Origin of the sequence: Paraconexibacter antarcticus, from assembly GCF_024220175.1 — a bacterium.
Lineage (GTDB): Bacteria > Actinomycetota > Thermoleophilia > Solirubrobacterales > Solirubrobacteraceae > Paraconexibacter > Paraconexibacter antarcticus.
This window is the reverse complement of sequence record NZ_CP098502.1, coordinates 595525-614502: the sequence shown is the minus strand read 5'-3', so window position 1 is coordinate 614502 and position 18978 is coordinate 595525. Positions and strand designations below refer to the sequence as shown.

The 18978-nt window shown below is 69.1% G+C and carries 18 protein-coding genes, 1 tRNA gene and 2 pseudogenes; 12 read left to right on the top strand and 9 right to left on the bottom strand.

Annotated elements, in window-relative coordinates; translation table 11 throughout:
• Positions 1-126: 126 nt before the first annotated feature.
• The 3 genes and pseudogenes from NBH00_RS02955 to NBH00_RS25390 all read right to left on the bottom strand — a co-directional run.
• Positions 127-1203: a Fic family protein gene (locus NBH00_RS02955; protein ID WP_254571864.1), complete on the bottom strand. Its 1077-nt coding sequence runs from the start codon at positions 1201-1203 to the stop codon at positions 127-129.
• A 95-nt stretch (positions 1204-1298) separates the two neighbouring features.
• The gene (locus tag NBH00_RS25395; RefSeq protein WP_367401297.1) at positions 1299-1721 is read right to left on the bottom strand and encodes a helix-turn-helix domain-containing protein; all 423 of its coding nucleotides are present in this window, start codon (positions 1719-1721) and stop codon (positions 1299-1301) included.
• Positions 1699-2106 (bottom strand): annotated as a pseudogene (locus tag NBH00_RS25390) (permease); the annotation flags it as partial. The gene NBH00_RS25395 and the pseudogene NBH00_RS25390, both read right to left, overlap by 23 nt.
• A gap of 167 nt (positions 2107-2273) precedes the next feature.
• Here NBH00_RS25390 and NBH00_RS02945 point away from each other — a divergent pair.
• The 4 genes from NBH00_RS02945 to NBH00_RS02930 all read left to right on the top strand — a co-directional run bounded on the left by NBH00_RS02945 (position 2274) and on the right by NBH00_RS02930 (position 4732).
• Positions 2274-2627 carry a hypothetical protein gene (locus tag NBH00_RS02945; RefSeq protein WP_254571862.1) on the top strand — a complete coding sequence of 118 codons (354 nt, stop codon included), beginning with the start codon at positions 2274-2276 and terminating at the stop codon, positions 2625-2627.
• Positions 2628-2713: 86 nt separating this feature from the next.
• Entirely contained in the window at positions 2714-3331 is a 618-nt protein-coding gene (locus NBH00_RS02940; RefSeq protein ID WP_254571861.1) for a DUF305 domain-containing protein, read from the top strand.
• 370 nt (positions 3332-3701) lie between these two features.
• Positions 3702-3842: a hypothetical protein gene (locus NBH00_RS02935; protein ID WP_254571860.1), complete on the top strand. Its 141-nt coding sequence runs from the start codon at positions 3702-3704 to the stop codon at positions 3840-3842.
• The gene (locus NBH00_RS02930; protein WP_302182685.1) at positions 3842-4732 is read left to right on the top strand and encodes an IS110 family RNA-guided transposase; all 891 of its coding nucleotides are present in this window, start codon (positions 3842-3844) and stop codon (positions 4730-4732) included. Before NBH00_RS02935 ends, NBH00_RS02930 begins: the two co-directional genes overlap by 1 nt.
• Before the next feature lie 165 nt (positions 4733-4897).
• Here NBH00_RS02930 and NBH00_RS25385 read toward each other — a convergent pair.
• Positions 4898-5329, bottom strand: a pseudogene (locus NBH00_RS25385) (ankyrin repeat domain-containing protein); the annotation flags it as partial.
• 603 nt (positions 5330-5932) lie between these two features.
• A complete protein-coding gene (locus tag NBH00_RS02925; protein ID WP_254571858.1) occupies positions 5933-6145 on the bottom strand; it encodes a hypothetical protein in 213 nt (70 codons plus the stop codon).
• 57 nt (positions 6146-6202) lie between these two features.
• Between NBH00_RS02925 and NBH00_RS02920 the strand changes: the two genes are divergently transcribed.
• A complete protein-coding gene (locus NBH00_RS02920) occupies positions 6203-7273 on the top strand; it encodes an integrase core domain-containing protein (RefSeq protein WP_254571857.1) in 1071 nt (356 codons plus the stop codon).
• A gap of 462 nt (positions 7274-7735) precedes the next feature.
• Here NBH00_RS02920 and NBH00_RS02915 read toward each other — a convergent pair.
• Positions 7736-9168 (bottom strand): IS3 family transposase gene (locus NBH00_RS02915; protein ID WP_254573690.1). Its coding sequence is split into 2 segments (ribosomal slippage): positions 7736-8820 and positions 8820-9168, totalling 1434 coding nucleotides; the frame shifts between segments, so codons are not numbered across the junction.
• A 284-nt stretch (positions 9169-9452) separates the two neighbouring features.
• On the opposite strand from NBH00_RS02915, the gene NBH00_RS02910 reads away from it, so the two are divergent.
• Entirely contained in the window at positions 9453-9884 is a 432-nt protein-coding gene (locus tag NBH00_RS02910; RefSeq protein WP_254571856.1) for an SRPBCC family protein, read from the top strand.
• A 68-nt stretch (positions 9885-9952) separates the two neighbouring features.
• Here the strand turns inward: NBH00_RS02910 and NBH00_RS02905 are convergent, their stop codons facing one another.
• Positions 9953-12700 (bottom strand): helix-turn-helix transcriptional regulator, encoded by a 2748-nt coding sequence (locus NBH00_RS02905; protein WP_254571855.1) that lies wholly within the window; start codon positions 12698-12700, stop codon positions 9953-9955.
• Positions 12701-12795: 95 nt separating this feature from the next.
• Between NBH00_RS02905 and NBH00_RS02900 the strand changes: the two genes are divergently transcribed.
• From NBH00_RS02900 to NBH00_RS02885, 4 genes are all read left to right on the top strand, one after another.
• Positions 12796-13200, top strand: coding sequence for a nuclear transport factor 2 family protein (locus NBH00_RS02900; protein ID WP_254571854.1), 405 nt, complete (start codon positions 12796-12798; stop codon positions 13198-13200).
• Positions 13197-13598: a RidA family protein gene (locus NBH00_RS02895; RefSeq protein WP_254571853.1), complete on the top strand. Its 402-nt coding sequence runs from the start codon at positions 13197-13199 to the stop codon at positions 13596-13598. The genes NBH00_RS02900 and NBH00_RS02895 overlap by 4 nt, the downstream gene beginning before the upstream one ends.
• 47 nt (positions 13599-13645) lie before the next feature.
• On the top strand, positions 13646-14323 hold the full coding sequence (locus NBH00_RS02890; protein WP_254571852.1) for a hypothetical protein: 678 nt from the start codon (positions 13646-13648) through the stop codon (positions 14321-14323).
• A gap of 309 nt (positions 14324-14632) precedes the next feature.
• Positions 14633-15088 (top strand): allene oxide cyclase barrel-like domain-containing protein, encoded by a 456-nt coding sequence (locus NBH00_RS02885; protein WP_254571851.1) that lies wholly within the window; start codon positions 14633-14635, stop codon positions 15086-15088.
• 352 nt (positions 15089-15440) lie between these two features.
• On the opposite strand, the gene NBH00_RS02880 is transcribed toward NBH00_RS02885, so the two are convergent.
• Positions 15441-15513: transfer RNA gene (locus tag NBH00_RS02880), tRNA-Thr, on the bottom strand.
• Positions 15514-15991: 478 nt separating this feature from the next.
• Here NBH00_RS02880 and NBH00_RS02875 point away from each other — a divergent pair.
• Positions 15992-16234 carry a DUF6411 family protein gene (locus NBH00_RS02875; protein ID WP_254571850.1) on the top strand — a complete coding sequence of 81 codons (243 nt, stop codon included), beginning with the start codon at positions 15992-15994 and terminating at the stop codon, positions 16232-16234.
• An 852-nt stretch (positions 16235-17086) separates the two neighbouring features.
• Complete coding sequence (locus tag NBH00_RS02870; protein ID WP_254570847.1) at positions 17087-18169, top strand: IS110 family RNA-guided transposase; 1083 nt, start codon at positions 17087-17089, stop codon at positions 18167-18169.
• Positions 18170-18466: 297 nt separating this feature from the next.
• Here NBH00_RS02870 and NBH00_RS02865 read toward each other — a convergent pair whose 3' ends face one another.
• Entirely contained in the window at positions 18467-18976 is a 510-nt protein-coding gene (locus NBH00_RS02865) for a hypothetical protein (protein WP_254571849.1), read from the bottom strand.
• Positions 18977-18978 lie beyond the last annotated feature (2 nt).

Sequence of the window (18978 nt, the reverse complement as noted above, 5' to 3'; positions counted from 1 at the left end):
GCCCTCAGCGTACCGGTCGCAAGCAGCAGCGAGGGCGGCTGGCGACCGTCGTCGCGCGACTGTTGCTGCACCGCTGAACCACGCTGGTCTCCGACGGCAAGAGGTCCTCGACCTCGGGCCCGCCGGTCACGAGACCAGGGTGCGAAGTGCCGGGCTTGCGGTGTAGCGGGTCGCGGGACCTTTGCCGCGCTGCTCGACCAGGCCCGCGTCGAGCAACCGTCGGAAGTCGGTGCTCGCGGTCGCCGCCGAGGTGTCGGCCTCCGCGGCGTAGGAAGCACGGTCGGTCCCACCGAACAGGCACTGCTCGAGCGCGATGACCAGGCGCTCGGGCCATGCACGCTCGGCGACGAGTTCCTCCAATCGTGTCCAGCGGCGTCCTGCGTCCGCGAGTTGATCGAGGCGCTGGTTGACCTGCTCGAGATGGGCAGCGATACAGAAACGGACCCACGGCCCAGCGTCGCGTGCGGGCTGATAGCTGCCGCCCTGCACCTTCCGCAGTGCCGCGTAGTACGCCGGGGTGTGGCGGGCGAGGTACTCCTCGATCGAGCCGAACTCGGGGGCAACCAGACCGTCACGGGCGAGGGCGAGCGACTGGACGATCCGGGAGGTCCGTCCGTTCCCGTCGCGGAACGGGTGGATCGAGACCAGGTGCAGGTGAGCCATTGCGGCCCGGACCACGACGTGTGCCTCATCAGCCTCGCCGCTGAGCCAGCGCACGAACTCCTCGACGAGCGCGGGGACCTCGTCGGCCGGCGGGGCGACGTACGCCGGAGCCCCGCCCTCGGGGCTCGTCACGAGGATCGGGCCCTCGCGGTAGCGCCCGGGACGTGCGTCAGGCTGGAAATGGCAGGTGTCGAAGTGCAGGTCGAGGATGACGCGCTCGCCCCACGCGAACCGCGGGTCCTCGGCCATCGCGGCAACGTGATCCATCGCCCGCGCATAGGCGGCGAGCGCCGCGGCATCCTGCTCGCCGACGACCGGGACCTGCTGCCCGTCGAGGATGCCGCCCGCCAGCCCGGTCGGCACTTGGAAGCCCTCGATGGCGATCGAGCTCTCGGCTGTCGCGGCGCGTACCTGGCGGCGCAGTGCGCCACTCCACGGGCGGGCAACACCGACCTGGGCGCCGAGCTCTGCGCGGCGAGCGTCCAGCTCGCGGAGATCCGCGAGCACTTTGCGAGACAGCGGAGGCGTGACGAACAGCATCGCGCCGCATGTTAGACGATCTATCGTCTAGTCGTATAACCGACCAATAGGGTTTGACCGTCGAGGGCACACAGCGGGCAAGCACGCTCGCGAGCTCAGAAGTCGTTCGGCACTGTCGTCGGTCGACGCGCACGGCTGGGCAGCACCGTCAGACGGTCCTGAAATCGCGCGACCTCGAGGGACCGGCGCTCGGGGTCAGCACTGAAGAGCGGCACGCCGAGGACCGTCGCCGCCTCGAACGCGACGCCCAAGCCGACAGTGGGATCTCCCCGCTCGGCCTTCCTGATCGTGGGATGGCTCACGCCGACGCGTTCGGCGAGCTCGTCGACCGTCCACCGCCGCGCCAGCCGCGCGGCGGCGATCTGCGCACCAAGAAGGCCTGCGGCCTCGCGGGTCTGCGGAGAGAAAACGGTTGCACGAGCCACGCAACGAGATACACCTTCGCCAACTGAGCTGCTCGCCGGCCATGTGGTGCTGGTGGCCGGTCTCCGCCTCCTGCGCGTGCGCGCGGGCCTCATCCTCGAGCTCCCGGGAGACGAACAGGCGCAGGGCGAGCGCCATGAGGATGATCATGATGATGCCGCCGACGTACTCGGCCAGCGCGAACTGCCAGCCGATGAGGACCCAGAGGACGAGCCCGAGCTCCCATACGAGGTTGGTGGAGGCGAACTGGAAGGCCAGCGCCGAGGACGCGCTCGCACCCTTTTGGAAGAGGGACTTGGCGATCGCGATCGCCGCGTAGGAGCACGAGGAGGAGGCGGCGCCGAGCCCGGTGGCCTTCGCGATCGGCCGCACTCCCGTCCCGGACAGCGCAGCCTGGATCCGCTCGCGCGGGACCCAGGCCTGGACAATCGCCGAGATCGCGAAGCCGACGACCAGCGCCCACCAGACCTCGTAGGCCATGAGGAACGCGTCCTTCAGCCCCATCCAGAGCACGTCGGCGACGTCGCTCATCGGTGGGTCCTCTCCGCGAGTTGGCCCGCGATGGTGACCAGCGCGCGGCCGGTGTCGGTCAGCTTGAACATCGTCATCTTGCCCCAGGATTGGTGTGGCGCTAGTTTGGGACGCCGATGTCCGTCTCGTTCATCCGCCTCAGGCAGGCCCTGCGCCGTCGTCGGCGCCCGCTGACGGCTGCCTGCGTGGTCCTCGCGCTCGGCGTCATTGCGCATCACGCGATGCCCGAGGGCGCGATGGGCGACGCCGGCCACGGGACGGGCGACCACGGCGCGATGGCGACGATGGTCATGTGCCTCGGCGTCATCGCCGCGGCCGGACTGTGGGCGGTCAGCCGCCTGCCGCGCCTACGCCCCAGGACCCGGCCCGTGCTGCTCGCGCACCTGCGTCCGCGCTCCACTGACAGCAACCCGCTTGTGATTCCTCGTGCTCGTGCCGGCCCCTTGGGGCCCGTTGTGCTGCGGATCTGATCACGCCGCCGGCCTGCCCCTTCCCGTCCGCGCACGGGTCGGCCGGCTGCCTCGCGCACCTCAGACACCAGCACAGGAGCACACCTATGAGCATCACCAATCGCCGGGCCCTGCCCGCGTTTCTCGCCGTCGCGATCGCCGCCGCGCTCGTCGCCGGCTGCGGCAGCAGCGACAAGACGACCAGCAACACGACAAGCGCCGAGACCGGGGCCAACGCCACCGACCGCGCCTTCGTCAACGACATGACCCCGCACCACCGATCGGCGATCGCCATGGCGCAGATCGCCCTCACCCGTGGCCAGCACCCGCAGATCAAGCAGCTCGCCACGAGCATCATCAGCGACCAGAAGAGCGAGATCACGCTGATGGCCGGCTTCAAGAAGACCCTCGGCGCCGGGGACGCCAAGAGCAGCCTCGGCGAGTCGACGGCAGCGATGGGCATGGACATGAACACCGCCGCGCTAAAGACGGCGACCCCGTTTGACAAGTCTTTCATCCAGATGATGAGCCCCCACCACGCCGGCGCGATCACCATGGCTAGAACCGAGCTCGCCAAGGGCAGCGACCCGAAGGTCAAGGCGCTGGCCCGGCGGATCATCGCCGCGCAGACCAAGGAGATCGGCGAGATGAAGAGCTGGCTCGCCCAGTGGTACCCCGGGAGCAGCGCCGCGGGCAGCTCGCACAGCGGGATGGGCATGGGCTGACCCACAGCGGCGGCCCGGATCTCCTCAGTCCGGGCCGCCGCATGTGGCCGCATTCATCGCAGCGCGCGCGGTCGGCTAGCCTCACGACGCCGCTCCGCCGCCGAGATCGGGCGTCTACACCGCCTGCCGACATCTGATGCTTAGACTGCGCTCAGGTCAAGCCGCGCGCCTGGATCGCCGCTCGCAGCAGCTCCGCAACCTCATCGTGCGCCGGGCCAGGCGTGTACCGATCCTCGCCCTGGCAGAGATCCAGCGCGCTGCGCCCCTTCGCATCTCTGAATGTCGTGAAGGAGGGCCTCCCGGTGGCACGCTCCAGCGTGTCACCGAAAGAGCAACCACGAGGAGGCCCGCTCACATGTTGCATGCTGGATTGGATCTCAGCCGCAAGCGGCTGGACTATTGCCTGCTCGCCCCGGATGGCGAGCAGATCGAGGCCGGCGCGACGCCGCCGGACGCTGACGGGCTGCGCGGGTTCGCGCGCGGCGTAGAGACCCGGCATGGGCCGGCCTAGTGCGGGCGGCGATCGAGTCGATGAACGGCGCCCGGTTTGTCCATGACGAGCTTGAGCGGCTCGGATGGGAGGTCGAGGTCGCCGACGCGCAGAAAGTCAAAGGCCTCGGCCCGTTGGCGTGCAAGACCGACCGGATCGACGCGTGGGTGCTCGCCGAGCTCTCACGGCGTGACCTGGTCCCCGCGGTGTGGCTTCCGGGGTTCGAGCAGCGCCAGGAACGCGAACGCGCGCGCTGGCGCCTGTTCTTGGTGCGCAAACGCAGCTCGCTGAAGCACCGCATCCACGCGCAGCTGCTCGCGTTCGGCCATACCTGCCCGGTGTCGGACCTGTTCGGCGCCCGCGGCCGCAAGCTCCTTGCGCGGCTCGAGTTCCCCGAGCCGTGGCACTCAGGGGTCCTCGCCGCGGTGCAGATGATCGACGAGCTCGACGCCGAGATCGCCGCGATCGACAAAGAGCTCAAAGCGCTCGGGGCCGATCACCGGTACATCCCGCTGCTGATGAGCGCCCCGGGGATCGCGTGGATCCTCGGGTACACGATCGCCGCGGAGATCGGCGACATCACCCGCTTCTCGAGCCCGAAGAAGCTCGTCGGCTACACCGGCCTGTGCCCACGCGTCTACCAGTCCGGCAACACCGACCGCCGCGGCCCCTTGACCCACGCCGGCCCGAAGTACCTGCGCTGGGCCTTGATGGAAGCCGCCGTTCACGCCTGCCGCCATCAGGTCTACGCCGCCCGCTACCAGGCCAACAAGAAGCGCCTGGGCAAACAGCGCGGCGCCAAGGTCGCCCAGGTCGACATCGCCCGCCGGCTCGCCGAGGCGATCTGGCACATGCTCACCCGCAACACCACCTTCGCTCCGGCAGGCGCCACGCGCGCTCTGGCCGCATAGACGGCCCTCTCTGAGATGCGCCACCGGAGCGATGCCCCTACAGCACCTGGTCCTCACACGATGAGGCGATAGAGAGTCGAGCCCCTGCTCCACGACCGACCCAGAGGACAACGACCCAGAACCCACACTTGACACCTCACCCTCCTTCATAGAGAGCGTTGGATCAGCGCCGCGCTCGAGCAGGTACCGGGCGCTGGCCGGGCGGCCGTGCTCGGCAGCGAGCCGGAGCGGATGCCGGTGCCACACCGAATCCACGGCGTCGATCGGCGTGCCCGCCGCCAGTAGCTGATCCATCACGCTGAAACGCTGATGATCGGCCGCCATGATCAGCGCCCGGATCCGCTCCTCGTCAGTGGCCTCGTCGATCGGCCACCCGGTCAGGTCTCCAGCCGCCGCCGCCTCAACCATGCTCCGCACCCGCGCACCGCCACGGACCACAGCGTCGAGCACCTCGGTCATGCCGAACACCCCGGCGTGAAGCAACGCGCTCCCCCCAGGCACGCCGCCCGACTGCGGCCCCGACAACAGGTCAAGGTCAGCCCCCGCTTCGATCAACACCCTCGCCACGTCCGCATCGCCGTAACTGGCCGCCGTCATCAACGGCGTCTCATCCTCGACCGGATTCCCGTTCACCGGCGCACCCGCATCGAGAATCAACCGCGCCATCTCACCCGTCCCTTCAAGCGGCCCCGACAGCCCAAGCCGCGGTGCATCGAAGCGGAGCATCGCCATGTAGTTCAAAGGCGCAGCACCATTCCGGTGATCACACCACCCCGTCAAGTCGCTCGTCGCCCACTCCGGGTCCCCTGCGATCCGAGCTCGCGCCCGCTCCACATCACGCGCGTTCAAAATCGCCCGCCGCTCGATCGCCGCGCAGATCACGTCCCACGACGTAAACCCAAAAATCGCGCGCGACCTCCGCGCGAGCACGCTCGACATCCGCAAGTCCGCGTTCCTCAACCACGCCGTCAAGCGTCGACTGATCAGCACGGGCCGGCAAGCACCAAGTCACACAAGGATCTTCGCCCATGCCGGCGCCCTTCTCCAGCGCCGGCGCGGCCCTGAACGGGTGAAGTGCATGTAACAAAAACTACTTTATCTGTTACATTCGATACTCGCTCGAGCACCCCGCCGCCGCGTTCATCGCGGGCTCCGACGCCTTCGAAGTAGCCGAGCAGTCGGTCGCCGAACGCCACGCGTTCATCCGGGCGTGGGCTGAGCAGCGGGTAGTGCGGCGCCCTCCCGCGCCCGCCCGAGCTCTCGCACCCGGGCCATGAGCTCGTCGATCGGCGGAATGTCCGAGGCGCTCTCGGCGATGTGCGCGTACGCGACGAGGCCGTCGACGTCCACGACGTAGGTCCCGCGGCCCTGGAAGAGATCGCCCGTGGGGATCTGCGGCCTGTGCCGTGCCAAAACTCGAGGATGCGCGGTGAATGCTGAGGATTTGTCGAGGATGGTGGTTGCGGCAGGATGGTCGTCGTGGCCGTGCGTTTGCTCTACCTGGTGACGACCAAGGTGTTCGCCTGGCTCGCCCTGCGGTGCCGGTCCGGCGGTGCGAAGGAGGTCGAGATCTTGGTGTTGCGTCACGAGGTCGCGGTCCTTCGTCGTCAGGTCCCGCGTCCGCGGCTTCATTGGTCTGATCGAGCGTTGTTCGCGGCCCTGTTCCGGGTACTGCCGCGGGAGCTGCGAGCGTTCAGGCTGGTGACTCCGGCGACCCTGCTCGCATGGCACCGCAGGCTGGTCGCGCGAAAATGGCGCTACCCCAACACCACCGGGCGGCCACCGGTGCGGGACGAGATTCGCGAGCTGGTGATCCGGCTCGCGCGCGAGAACCCGAGGTGGGGCTACCGGCGGATCCAGGGCGAGCTCGGCCGGCTCGGGTATCGGGTTGGGGAGGGCACGATCCGGCGGATCATGGCCGCCGCTGGCCTCGGCCCGGCGCCACGCCGATCGACCGTGAGTTGGCGGGCGTTCCTGACGGCGCAGGCCCCAGGCTTGCTGGCGTGCGACTTCCTGCACGTTGACACCGTTCTGCTGCGGCGGATCTACGTCTTCTTCGTGATGGAAGTCGGGACCCGTCGGGTGCACATCCTCGGCGTCACGACCATCCCGACAGGGCCGTGGGCGGTGCAGCAAGCCCGCAACCTGCTGATGGACCTTGACGAACGCGCCGACCGGTTCACAGTGTTGATTCGCGATCGGGACTGCAAGTTCACCACCGGGTTCGATCAGGTCTTCGCGTCGATCGGGATCCGCGTACTGAAGACACCGGTCCGGGCACCGATGGCCAACGCCTACGCCGAGCGATTCGTCGGCACGCTACGCCGGGAGTGCCTGGACCATCTGCTGATCCGCAACGAGCGGCACCTCCGCGGCGTTCTCACGGAGTACCGAACGCACCACAACGCCCACCGCGCTCACCAGGCCCGCGGGCAACTACCGCCCGATCACGACGGCGGCGAAGTCATCGACCTGACCTCGCGCATCCAGCGGCGCCGGGTCCTCGGCGGCCTGATCAACGAGTACCACAGGGCGGCGTGATCGTTTTGGCACGGCACACGCATTTGTTGTCCGCACTCCGTGCGAGTTGTCAGCACACAACCCGTCGAACCTCTCGCGCCAGACAGAACAACCGGACCCGCGCGGAGAGCACGCACGCGCCGAGGTCCGACCCCCCACGGCCAAAGCACGTCACGACTCCGGCCTTACGTCGCATCGCGCCCACGTGCTGGGTCCCGAACGGAGAAAGGAACAATCCGTTGCTTCTGCACCGCCAGCCCCTAACACTTCGTTCGCCCGACGAGATAGGACCCGCACCGGCACTACGACGCTGAAGCGAACTTAGGCAACACGCCGCTGACCTCCGGCCGAGCGTACCCGCTAGCCTCGCCCTCGACCGCGGGCTCGTGCTTATAGGCACAAGGAGGCGCCACAGGTGCGGGAGCTCCGTCTTCTCCACTCTCCGGAACCTGTCAAGCCGGATGAGACAGTGTCGGGGCGAATTTAGTGAGCGGCGGGCTCCTCGGGCTTGGGCTTGTTGATGTAGGCGGCGGTCGGCAGCGCGGGCGGTCGGGGCGGGTGCCGGACGAAGCGTTCGGGCGTGGCGGCGTAGGCCGCGTCGAGGACGGTGGTGCGGGCGGCGTGGACGGCCGGAGCGTGGCCGTGGTGGACGTCGTGTGGGGTCATCAGGCCGATGCCGGCGTGGCGGTGAGCGTGGTGGTACCAGCCGAAGAAGTCGCGGCAGAAGGCGCGGGCGTGGTCGATGTGGTCGAACCGTGCGGGGAACCCGGGCCGGTACTTCATCGTCTTGAACTGTGACTCGGAGTACGGGTTGTCCGTCGACGTGTACGGCCGGTTATGCGAGCGCAGGACGCCGAGGTCGGCGAGGAGGAACGCGACGGGCTTGGACGTCATCGCCGGGCCGCGGTCGGCGTGCACCGTCAACTGGCCACGGACGATGTTCTGTTGCTCGCACGCCTGGCCGATCAGCGCCTTGGCCAGGTGCGCGTTCTCGCGGTGCTGCACCGTCCAGCCGACGGCGTAGCGGCTGTAGACGTCGAGAATGACGTAGAGGTAGTAGTAGGTCCACTTCGCCGGACCCTTCAACTTCGAGATGTCCCAGGACCAAATCTCGTTCGGCCGCTCGGCGAGCAGTTCCGGTGCGGCGTAGGGCGGATGGGTCAGCTGCGCGCGGCGCTCGGTGACGCCGCCGTACTCGGCGGCGAGGATCCGGTACATCGTGCGCTGCGACGCAAGGTAGATCCCCTCATCCAGCAGCGTCGCCCAGACCTCGGCAGGGGAGGCGTCCTGAAAGCGCGGGCTGTGCAACTGCTCGAGCACCGCGGCACGCTCCTCATCCGACAGCGCCCGGCCGGGCCGCCTGCGCGGCACTGACGCGCGCGCGGGCGGCGGGCTGCGTCGGCGATACAACGACGCCCTGGACGCGCCGAGGGCGCGGCACGCGGGCAGGATGCCGACCAGCGGCTCGATCTCAATGACGGCCTGATCGATCATGATCGCGGCGGCTGCTCGTCGGTCTCCGGCGCGCTCTTGGCCAGCAGTTCTTCCAAGAGCGCGGAGACGTTTCCCTGCACCTCGATCACCCGACGCGCCGTCACCAGATCGGCCTGCGAGCGCTCCAGCTGGCGACGCAGCGCCGCGTTCTCCATCCGCTCGGCGCTCGGCGGCTTGGGGCCACGCTGGCGAGGCTCCAGCGCCCCGAGCGCGCCGCTGTCGCGGGCCCGCCGCCACTCCGTCAGCAGCGAGGAGTACAAGCCCTCGCGGCGCAGCACCTCGCCGATCTCGCCGGGCTTGGTGCACGCCTCGGCGGCGAGCACGATCTTCAGCTTGTACGCCGCGGTGAACCTGCGGCGCGTCGCCCGCGGCACGAGCTCGGGATCCGGGACCCCCACCAGCGACGACGCGCCGCCGGCGATGTGCCTACGCTCGCCTTCGGCTCCCTCCGGCACACCGCCGGCGGAACCCTCCAGCTCGTCCTTCATCCCTGCAGGGAACTGCGACACAACGCACGTCCGTTCTCGCCCTCAGGCTCAGTAAATACAACGGTAGAACCTGTCTCACGTCACCTTGGCAGAGAGGGGGCGGCGAAGTGCGGCAGCGCGGCGTCGAGGATCGTCGCGCGTCGCTTGCTAGCGCTCAGTCTGCGAGGCGGTGGGAGATCTCGTTGCGTCATTACCTACCTGTAGGTAGGTAACCGGGGATGCGTGTCGCTCGCTCGATCTTGATCAACCGGCCGGTCACTGACGTCTTCGCGTTCGTGGCCGATCCGCTGAACGACCGCATCTGGTGTCCGAAGATCGAGCACGTGGAACCGGCTCCCGTCGACGCCGGCCAGACGACGACCTATCGCGTGCGACACCGTCCCGTGCCGCTGCTTCCCGCGCGCGACATGGCGTATACGCTCGTAGCGTCAGAACCACCGCACCTCATCCGCTGGCACGAGGACGACGGCCACGACGTGATCGACGTGACCTACAGCCTCGAGGCGCGCGGCACGAGCACGTGGTTTACGCAGAGCGACGAGGCTCGTCTCGGCGGCCCCCGCGTTCTGCACCCGATCATCAAGGCCGGGATCGGCCACGACCTCGCAGCGCAGCTCAAGCGCCTGCGCCGACATCTCGAAGACGGCTAGGACCCGCAGCCGTTGGCAGGCGGACCCTCGCTGCAGCGCCGCTTCTCCTTCGCGGGGCGAGCAATGGCTTACGGCTCCATGGGTTCGCGGTCGGCGTCTAGCGCCGCGGGGAGATCGGTTCGTCGGTGGATGTCGAGCTTGCGGAAGATGTGGGCGACGTGGCCTTCGACGGTCTTGACCGTGATGAACAGCTCTTGGGCTGTCTCTCGGTTGGTGCGTCCGCTCGCGACGAGTCGTGCGACGCGCCGTTCGGCGGCGGTTAGTGCGTCGCGGCCGGTCTCGGCGTCGCGCCTTGGGCGTGCGCCGGCGAGGGTGAGTTCCTGGCGTGCACGGTCGGCAAGTGGTCGGGCTCCGCAGGCGTGGGCGAGATCAAGGGCTCGCCGCAGCGGCGCCCGTGCTTGGGTGCGTTGTCCTGCCCTGCGCCGTGCTGACCCGAGTTCGCACAGCGACCGGGCGAGCTCCAGTCGCATCGGTGTCTGCTCGAGTAGCTGGACGGAGGTTTCGAGGCTGTCGGAGTCACTGTCGAGCACACCTCGCAGTCGCAGGGCGATCCCTTCGAGTCCGCGCAGTTCCGCGCGTCGCGCGACGGCCAGCGTGTGTTCGACATCCGCTCGAGCTTCGCGCTCGCGGCCGAGCCGGATAGAGCAGGCGATGCGGTCTGCCCCGCCCTCCTCCCAGACGGGTGTCCGGTCGTCGGGAAACCCGCGCTGGATGGCGCATCCAGCGTCGAACGCGCGCGCTGCCGCGACGTCGTCGCCGGCCGCAGCCAGTGCGCGGCCGACCGCCCAGTGCATCCAGGACAGGTGCGACTCGGTTCGCGAAGCTGGTATGTCAGCGGTGCTGAGCGCGCTCAAGGCCCGTGGGATGTCGCCGCGGTCAACGCAGACCGATACGAGCCCGGCGAGCGTGAAAAGCGTCCCGGTCCGGTTGTCCAGCCCGATCTCGAGGTTGGCCTCGTGCGTCGCCAGCGCCGCGTCCAGGTCGCCGAGACGATGCTCGAGGCGGGCGCGTGCGAGGTTCAGCGCGAACTGCCGACGCATCCAGCCGCCTCCGCTTGCTTCGACCTCGTCGAGCATCTCCCGGACGACGTCAAAGCGCTCGCACAGCACGAGCGCGAACCAGAGCGGGGTATGGACGTCCAGGCGCTCGGGGGACGGTGGTGTGTCGCGCAGAATCTGCTCGAGTTCGGGCAACGTGTCCGCTACCGGGCCGTCGAGGAGGCGGAGCGCGAGCGACGCGATTCGCAACGCGATCATGACCGCGGGATCAGCCGACGCGGGCCCGCGCCCGATGTCGCTCAGCAGCTGGTCGGCGTCGATGCTCGACGCCTGCAGCGCGACCGTCAAGAGATCGACGCGCAGCGTGTCGCGTGCCCTCGGATCAAGGTCCTCGGGCGCTTCGCGCAGCGCGGTCGACAGGGTCTGCGCGGCGTCCTCGTAGTAGGAGAGGTCGTACTGCGCCATCGCGAGGTCGCGTGCCAGACCGGCTCGCGCGTGCGCGTCGGCGGCCAGTGATTGAGCGGTGCGCAGATGAGCGACGGCCGCGGCGTCGCCGACCAGGCGCTCGGCTGTTGCGAGCTCGCGCAGCACGTCGCACCGCTCCGTACGGGCTGGAGGCTCAGCAAGCGCACGGCGCAGCAACGGCACGGCCGACCGTGCCGCGCCGCGGTTCAACGCCTCCGCGGCAACGTGACGTAGCCGGGCGACGACCTGCGGATCGGCAGTACCTGGGGTGGCGAGCAGATGTGCGGCGATCCGCTCGCCCGCCTCGCCTTCAGCCTCCAGCGTCGCCGCGGCAAGGCGATGCAGCGCAATCCGTTCGCCGGTGTCGAGCGATTCGAGCACCGCCGCCTGCACGAGCGGGTGCGTGAACGTGTAGGGCTCGGGTGTCTTCGTGAGCACCTCGGCTTCGGTCAGGGCGGTGATGGCGCGGCCAACGTCGACGGCATCGGTTGCGGCGAGGGTGGCGATGCGTGCCAGGGTCGCGCCGTCGCCAAGCACGGCCGCTGCGCGGGCGACCCCCAGCGCGCACGGGTCGGCGTTCTCTATGCGCCGGCGGACGCCGGGCCCAATGCCCGAGGCGGCTGCGGCGATCGGATCAAGGCCCTCGTCGATCGCCCGCGCAACCTCGGTGACGAGCAGCGGGTTGCCGCCGGTGGCGGCGTGACACTCGATGCAGGTGGCTGCGTCGGCGTGCGGGTCGCGCTCGTGCACCAAGGCGGTGGTTGCCGTCTGGCTCAGCGTCGTGGGTCGCAGCACGCTCGTGGTGTGTTCTGAGCGCACGTCTTCCAGAAGCTCGTCAGCCGCGCCAGCTTCACCGGTACGAACCCCTACAGCGAGTGCGATGTCCGGCCCATCAAGTCGACGGGCGAGGAACGCCACGAAACGCAGTGAGGGCGTGTCGGCCCACTGCAGGTCGTCGACGACCAGCAGCAGTGGCCCCCGCTCGGCGATGTTGATCGTCAGCGCTGCGAGTCCGCGCAGGACCGCAAAGCCCGCGGCGTCCGCAGCTCCGTTCGTTGTGTGGGGGTCGACGGCGGCGGCCGCCGCGCCCGCCGCGCCTGCAAGCAGGCGGGAGCGCTCGCTTCCGCGCAGCGCCGACTCGAAGAGTTGCCGAGCGACGCCGAAGGCGTAGTTCACCTCGAGAAGCGTGCCGCGGGCCTGCAGTACGCGGCGGGTCGCGAGCCCGCGGCGCGCCGCCTCGCTGAGCAGTGAGCTCTTGCCGATGCCTGCGGGTCCCTCGACCAGGAGCAGTCCGCCGGTGACGAGGCGTCGGTCGATGGTCTCGATCTCAAGATCGCGCTCGTAAAGCCTCACGGGCCGATCGTGACGGATACCAGGGGTAGACGTCGCAAAAGACCAGGGGCCCGTTCCCGTCGCGGCAGTGCCGGCGCGACGGCATCCTCACCAGCATGACCACCACACTTCAGGACTTCGCGGCGACCTACAGCCAGGCGTGGGCAGACCGCGATCCCGACGCGATCGTCGCGATGCACACCGCCGACACGGTGTTCCACCAGCACGGTTACGCCGAGCCCGCAACCGGTCGCGAGGCCGTACGCGCCGCCATCGCCGAGGGCTTCGCGCAGGTGCCCGACCTCGCGTTCACCATGCGACGCGCGCACCTCGGTGCCGAGCACTTCGTCAGCGAATACGTGATCAGCGGCACGCTCGCCGGTGCGCACTTCGAAAGCGAGGGCATCGACGTGTTCACCCTGACCGGCGGGCTCATCGCGCGAAAGGACACATACATCGACTGGCTCAGCGTCCAGCGCCAGCTCGGGGCGGACCTCGCCGCCGCAGCGGGCCTCGCATGATCATCGAGCGCTTGAACCCCGCGGGACTGATGACCCCAGAGGGCTACAGCCACGTCAGCGTCGCGCCCAACGGTCGGGCGGTGCACATCGCCGGCCAGACTGCGCTGGACGCAGATGGCCGCCTGATTGCCGACGACCTGACCGGCCAAACCGCGGCGGCACTTCAGAACGTCGCGATCGCACTCGCCAGCGCTGGCGCGACGTTCGAGGACGTCGTGGCGATCACGATGTTGGTCGTCGACTGGGAGCCGGCCAAACACGAGCAGCTCCTGGACGGCGTGATGCGGGCGGCAGCCGACCATGGTGCCGCGGTCGCGCCGACGACCTTGATCCCCGTCCCGCGCCTGTTCGCGGATGGCCTGCTCATCGAGATCACGATGCAGGCGGTGATCGTGTGAGTACGCGCCGTCCCCGAACAGTCGTCACGGCTGCTGCCCAGGCCAGCATGCCCGACGGGCGACAAGACGCCGCATCATCTCCAACCGCTCGCGCGCCGCTGGTCGCCGCGATCGCCTTCGCGGTGCTCCTGCTGGCCGGGTCGAGTGTGGTGCCGATGCCCCCCGGAGTCACCGACACCGGCGGCGCGCTCGTCACCTACTACCGCGAGCATCACGACGCGATCGCGCTGCAGGCGTGGTTGACGATGGCCTCAACCGTGCCGGGTGTCGTGCTCTTCGCCTTCGTCGCGGACCGTCTGGCGAGCGTGTCTCGCGTGGTGTTCGTCATCCCTGCCGCGACAACCGTCGCGCTCGTGGCAGCAGGGCTGCTCGTGCGCCTAGGACTCGCGCGCCATCCCGCAACGCTCGACGCTGGAACCGCTCGCGCCCTCGCCGACGTGGAGGCGTACTGGGCTCCGCTGCTGACGTTCGCGATCGTGACGCAGTCGCTGGCGATCATCGCCGCCGTCAAAAACGCCAGCTTCCCGCGATGGCTCGGGTGGATCTCTCTGGTCCTCGCAGCCGAGCAACTGCTCGAGACCGCAACGGTGTTCGGCGACCATGGGTTTCTCGCGCCCGGCGGCGACATGAACTGGCTGCTCGGCCCGGGGCTATACGCAATCTGGATCCTCGGGCTTGGCGTCGCGTGCAGCACCTTCCCGCCGCCGCGAGCCCCCGACCGCTGACGACGGCACCCCACAGGCCCCCACCCGAAGTGCGACGAGGCACAGCGAACAGTCGTACTCGACGTGCTGATTCTTGTCCGCCCAAGGGTCACCCATCATCGGCATGCGCTTTTGGCTCGCCGGTGTCGACGACGTCCCCGCCCTCGCCTGGGACGGGGGCCAGCCATCCGCGCCATCGGGCACCCGTTCGCCTCGCCCGCCTGGACGCCGTACCCGACCACCTGGCCCGGCCGCAGGATCAGCGCCCGCCAGACAGCTTCACCTCGTTCGTCCGAACCCCGGACCCACCTCACGACACCAAGGAACATCATGCACCGCACCACCATCACCGCCCTTGCCGCCACCGGCCTCACGGCCCTTGCCACCGCTCTCGCGATCACGACCACCGGGTCCGCACAGGCCCCCGTCCCGCCGACGACGCTTCACCTCGTCTCCAAGGACAAGAAGACCGTCGGGTTCTTCCCGAGGCACGATCCCCGCCAGGGCGACCGCCTCGGATTCGGAGCAGCGGTCACCGGCGACGACACCGGATCCGAACTGCTGATCTGCACGATCATCGGGTCGCACACGGCGCTCTGCACCGTGCAGGAGAACCTCGCCGACGGCACCATTACCGCCCAGGGCGTCATCACCAACGGCAAGGTCCACCACACGCCGTTCGCCGTCACCGGCGGCACCGGCCGCTACGACGGCGCCCATGGCACCGCCCTGGCCACCGACCGCACCCCGGCCACCACCGACATCGACATCACCCTGCGCCCCTGAGTACCGACCTCGAGACTCACGCACCGCTCCACCGCGACCTGCTCGGCGCAGTGCTGCTTCAGGCGCGACCCAGAAGTGCTGGTTTGCGCGAATCTCAGCACTTTCGACACCGGCGATTCGCGAGCACGGCTTCCCGCCCATGGCACCTAACGGTCGACGGCTCCACCATGTCGGCGCTGCGTAGAAACCGCCCCTCGGGCCCGTCGACCTCTCGACCAGCAGCACGTCTCAGTCGCCGGCCCGAACTACCACAAACCGTCCCTGTTACCCCCAGAGTTACCCCCGACCGACTTTCGCCGCCTCAACCCCGCAAGCAAAACGCAAAAACGCCCATTCCAAGGGCGTTTCTGAGAGCCGACGAGCGGATTCGAACCGCTGACCCCTTCATTACGAGTGAAGTGCTCTACCAGCTGAGCTACGTCGGCGAGGGCTTGAAACGGCATCTTACCGGCGTTTGGAACACCGCGGCGCGAGCCCCATACTGCCGTGGTACTGCAAGCGATCCGACGTCGGTCAGTACTGGCCCCAAGTAATGGCGGCGCACGGAGCCGGGCGCTGTACGGGCTCTGACTCGAAAGGGCGAATTTGCGCTCGACCGCTCCGGATCAGGCTAATTGATGGGTCGAGCCGTGCCGAAGCAGGATCCGTGTGAAGACCCCGGAGGGTGGGTAGTGAAATGGTCTGCGTCGATGAGCAATCGCCGGAGGTGCCCGGCGAAGGCGGCGCATCGGCCCACGGCTAGGAACTGAAAAGCAGCGGCCGCATCAGCTTCATGATCACGTCCCGAGCACCGATCGCCCCCTTCCGCTGGGCACGCGCCGTTCCGGCGCGCCGGCGCGCCGGCGCGGCGCGGTGGCATGATAGACCCATGCTTCGCCCCCTTTCCTGCGGCGGGTCACCCGCGTGATCATCGGCGCCGTCGCTGCCTTCTGCCTGTTGTTAGCCGTCCTGGCTTTTCTCGCTCCGCGTCTCTCGCGCGGGCCCGAACGAGGCGGCAAGGCCGTGGCGGGGGCCGGCTCGCGTCAGGCGTCAAAGGCGCCCGGCAAACTCGGTCACTGGTTGGCTAAGCCCTTTCACTCCGCGGCCAAGGCCATCGGAAAAAGCGGTCGCGGCGGTCGTAAGGCGCGCGGCAAGCTGCCGTTGTAGCGTCCAGCCGAGCGAACCCTCGCGCAGCCCTAGATGGCTGAGCCGTCCATGCGCGCCAGCGATGCGATAACTGCGCGAACGGCCCAGGCTGCCGCGAGGTAGCGGCACCGACCTCGCCACCCAGGTTGGGAGATCAACGGCGCGAACGACGAGCGCGGCGCGAACGACGGGACCGAGGCCAGCGACGGCGAGAACGGCCAGATCGACGCGAACGACCGCGGCGACTAACGCCCGTGCGCGCCCTGTTCTCCTCGGGCGTCAAGCCGCCCCTAATTCGACGGAGCTTTCGATCTACCCCGCCATTGGCGCACGACCGTAGCGTCCGCCAGAGTCGGTCAGCACACCTGATCCTCGGTGGATGTGCTGGCGCGACGGGCGGCGTTCGAGCGCTGCGGTGGGCTGTGCAGGCTGGGGCGTGGGCGGCGGCGCGGGAGCACGCGACCTTGGCACTGGCCCGTTCCTGTGTTGGGCGCGAGGGTGGCTGGGTCCATGGACCTCGCGAAGTTCGTGCTCGACGTGCTCGCGATGTACTTTCCGGGAGCGCGCCGGGGTTCGTGGCGCGCGGGATCGTGTCGCGGGCGACTTTCCGGGAGAGCGGGTTTTCGATGCTGATGCGTACGCTTATCACCGAAGGCAGTCCGACCGCTGCCGCTCGATCCAGGCCGACGGCCGCCGCTTGGGTTCCGGTTAGACCATATGGATCGGGCCGTCGCTGGCGGCGGTGGTTCTGAGTCGTCTGTCTGAGGCGGGCGGTAGAAGTGGCCGGTCCCTCGCGAAGGGTCGTGGGGTGACGTTTGAGCTGTGCGGTTGCAGCCGCGCAGCGGCCCACAACCACAGAGGAGGAGACCGGCCATGACGAAGGCTAGAAGCCTCGTTGGTCTGGACGTACACGCCGCGAAGATCGTGGCGGCGGTGCTCGATGCTGAGAGCGGCGAGCTTCAGTGGTTCGCGTTGCGCGGTGACGTGCGTGAGGCGGCCAGGTTGTGCGCCGCACTGCCCAGGCCGGTGCGGGCGGCGTATGAGGCCGGGCCGACCGGGTACGGGTTGGCGCGGGAGCTCGCGGCGCGGCAGGTGTCGTGCGTGGTCGCGGCGCCGAGCAAGATCCCGCGGGCGTCGGGTGACCGGGTGAAGACTGATCGTCGTGACGCCGAACTGCTCGTGCGTTTGCTCTGGGCGGGGAAGCTGCATCCGGTGCGGGTGCCGGGCCACGAGGAGGAGGCGCTGCGCGATCTGATCCGGGCGCGCGAGGCCGTGCGGGTGGACCTGATGCGTGCCCGCCACCGGTTGTCGAAGCTGCTGCTGCGTCACGACCATCGCTTCGATGACGGCAAGGCATGGACGCAGCGCCACCGTGACTGGCTGGATCAGGTCGACCTCGTGTGGCCCGCGGCGCAGGCGACGCTGCTGGACCTGCGCGGCGCGGCCGACGTGCTCGTGCATCGCCGCGATCAGCTCGAGGCGCAGATCACGAGGATGCTTCCGAGCTCACCGTGGGGCGTGCAGGTCGCCCGGCTGCGGTGCCTTCGCGGGATCGACACGCTCACCGCCGCCGGGCTGTGCTCGGAGGTCGGCGACTTCGCCCGGTTCGCCCGGGCCGAGCAGCTCATGAGCTACATCGGCCTGGTCCCTTCGGAGCACACCACCGGCTCAAGTCGCCGCCTCGGCTCGATCACGAAGACCGGTTCCGGGCACGCGCGCCGGCTGCTCGTCGAGGCTGCCTGGCACTACCGCAAGGCGCCGCGGGTCACCAAGGCGCTGAGCGATCGCCACGACGGGCAGCCCGCCGAAGCGGTCGCGATCGCCTGGACCGCGCAGCGGCGTCTGTATCGCACATGGAACCGCCTTGAGCAGCGCGGCAAACGCCGCACGATCATCGCCGTCGCCGCAGCGCGCGAGCTCGCCGGATTCACGTGGGCGATCGGCCAGATCGAGTGACCTGAACCCGGCGACATCCCGTCGGCTGGGTCGGTGGCGGCCCGGCACCGCGCGGGGAACCCGCGGCTGAACTATGAGCAACCCGCCCTCGTCAGGGGGCCGGCCACGCCCGATGTTAGACAGCGGCTCCCCACGACGAACCCCTGGTCCTGCGGTACCCAACCCGCGCATATCAGTCTGACCGCGCGTCGCGCACAGCCTGCCGGACCGCCACCAACCCAGCCGACAGCACAGACACGAACGAGCGCTAATGCGCCACTTCGCCGACCCTACTAGGTTGACGAACGGCCGTCCATATCAGCTCTGCGGGGGCGGCGGGCTGTCGCGGCGTTCGGCGCGTCTCAGGGCGGTTCTGGCCCGCTCGCGTGCCTGGGCGGCGCGGGCGGCAGCTTGCGCGGCGCGTGCCTCCATGGCCTCGGCGCGGGCGAGAAGTTCTAAGGCGCGGCGCTGCTCGGCGAGCATGGGTGTTTCCACCGTGGGCGGTGCGGGGTCGTCGAGTTCCTCCTGTTGATCGTCGAGCAGGGCCTGGTGGGCGTCGCGGGCGCGCTGGGCATCGTCCAGGATCTCCTGGTTTGCTGCGCGCCTGGTCTGGGCCAGGCCGAGCTCGGCTTGACGGCGGCGTACGTTGGCGTCCCCGGGACCTGCGGCGGGTACTTGGTGGGCGTCGCGGTCAAGTTCGGCCTGCAGAGCATCCAAGCGGGCTTGCTCGCGATCGAGGAGCGCTTGGTCGCGGTCTCCGATCGCCTGTTCCAGGCTCGCGATGCCCTGGTCGGCGTCAAGGGCTTGTTGGGAGGGGTCGGTCGGCACGG

What these genes read in the sequence shown, in the direction of transcription:
- NBH00_RS02910 (WP_254571856.1), top strand. Translation starts at nt 9,453, where the DNA reads ATGCGTGTCGCTCGCTCGATCTTGATCAACCGGCCGGTCACTGACGTC.
- NBH00_RS02885 (WP_254571851.1), top strand. Translation starts at nt 14,633, where the DNA reads ATGCACCGCACCACCATCACCGCCCTTGCCGCCACCGGCCTCACGGCC.
- NBH00_RS25395 (WP_367401297.1), bottom strand. Translation starts at nt 1,721, where the DNA reads ATGAGGCCCGCGCGCACGCGCAGGAGGCGGAGACCGGCCACCAGCACC.
- NBH00_RS02945 (WP_254571862.1), top strand. Translation starts at nt 2,274, where the DNA reads ATGTCCGTCTCGTTCATCCGCCTCAGGCAGGCCCTGCGCCGTCGTCGG.
- NBH00_RS02870 (WP_254570847.1), top strand. Translation starts at nt 17,087, where the DNA reads ATGACGAAGGCTAGAAGCCTCGTTGGTCTGGACGTACACGCCGCGAAG.
- NBH00_RS02895 (WP_254571853.1), top strand. Translation starts at nt 13,197, where the DNA reads ATGATCATCGAGCGCTTGAACCCCGCGGGACTGATGACCCCAGAGGGC.
- NBH00_RS02900 (WP_254571854.1), top strand. Translation starts at nt 12,796, where the DNA reads ATGACCACCACACTTCAGGACTTCGCGGCGACCTACAGCCAGGCGTGG.
- NBH00_RS02890 (WP_254571852.1), top strand. Translation starts at nt 13,646, where the DNA reads ATGCCCGACGGGCGACAAGACGCCGCATCATCTCCAACCGCTCGCGCG.
- NBH00_RS02920 (WP_254571857.1), top strand. Translation starts at nt 6,203, where the DNA reads ATGGTCGTCGTGGCCGTGCGTTTGCTCTACCTGGTGACGACCAAGGTG.
- NBH00_RS02940 (WP_254571861.1), top strand. Translation starts at nt 2,714, where the DNA reads ATGAGCATCACCAATCGCCGGGCCCTGCCCGCGTTTCTCGCCGTCGCG.
- NBH00_RS02955 (WP_254571864.1), bottom strand. Translation starts at nt 1,203, where the DNA reads ATGCTGTTCGTCACGCCTCCGCTGTCTCGCAAAGTGCTCGCGGATCTC.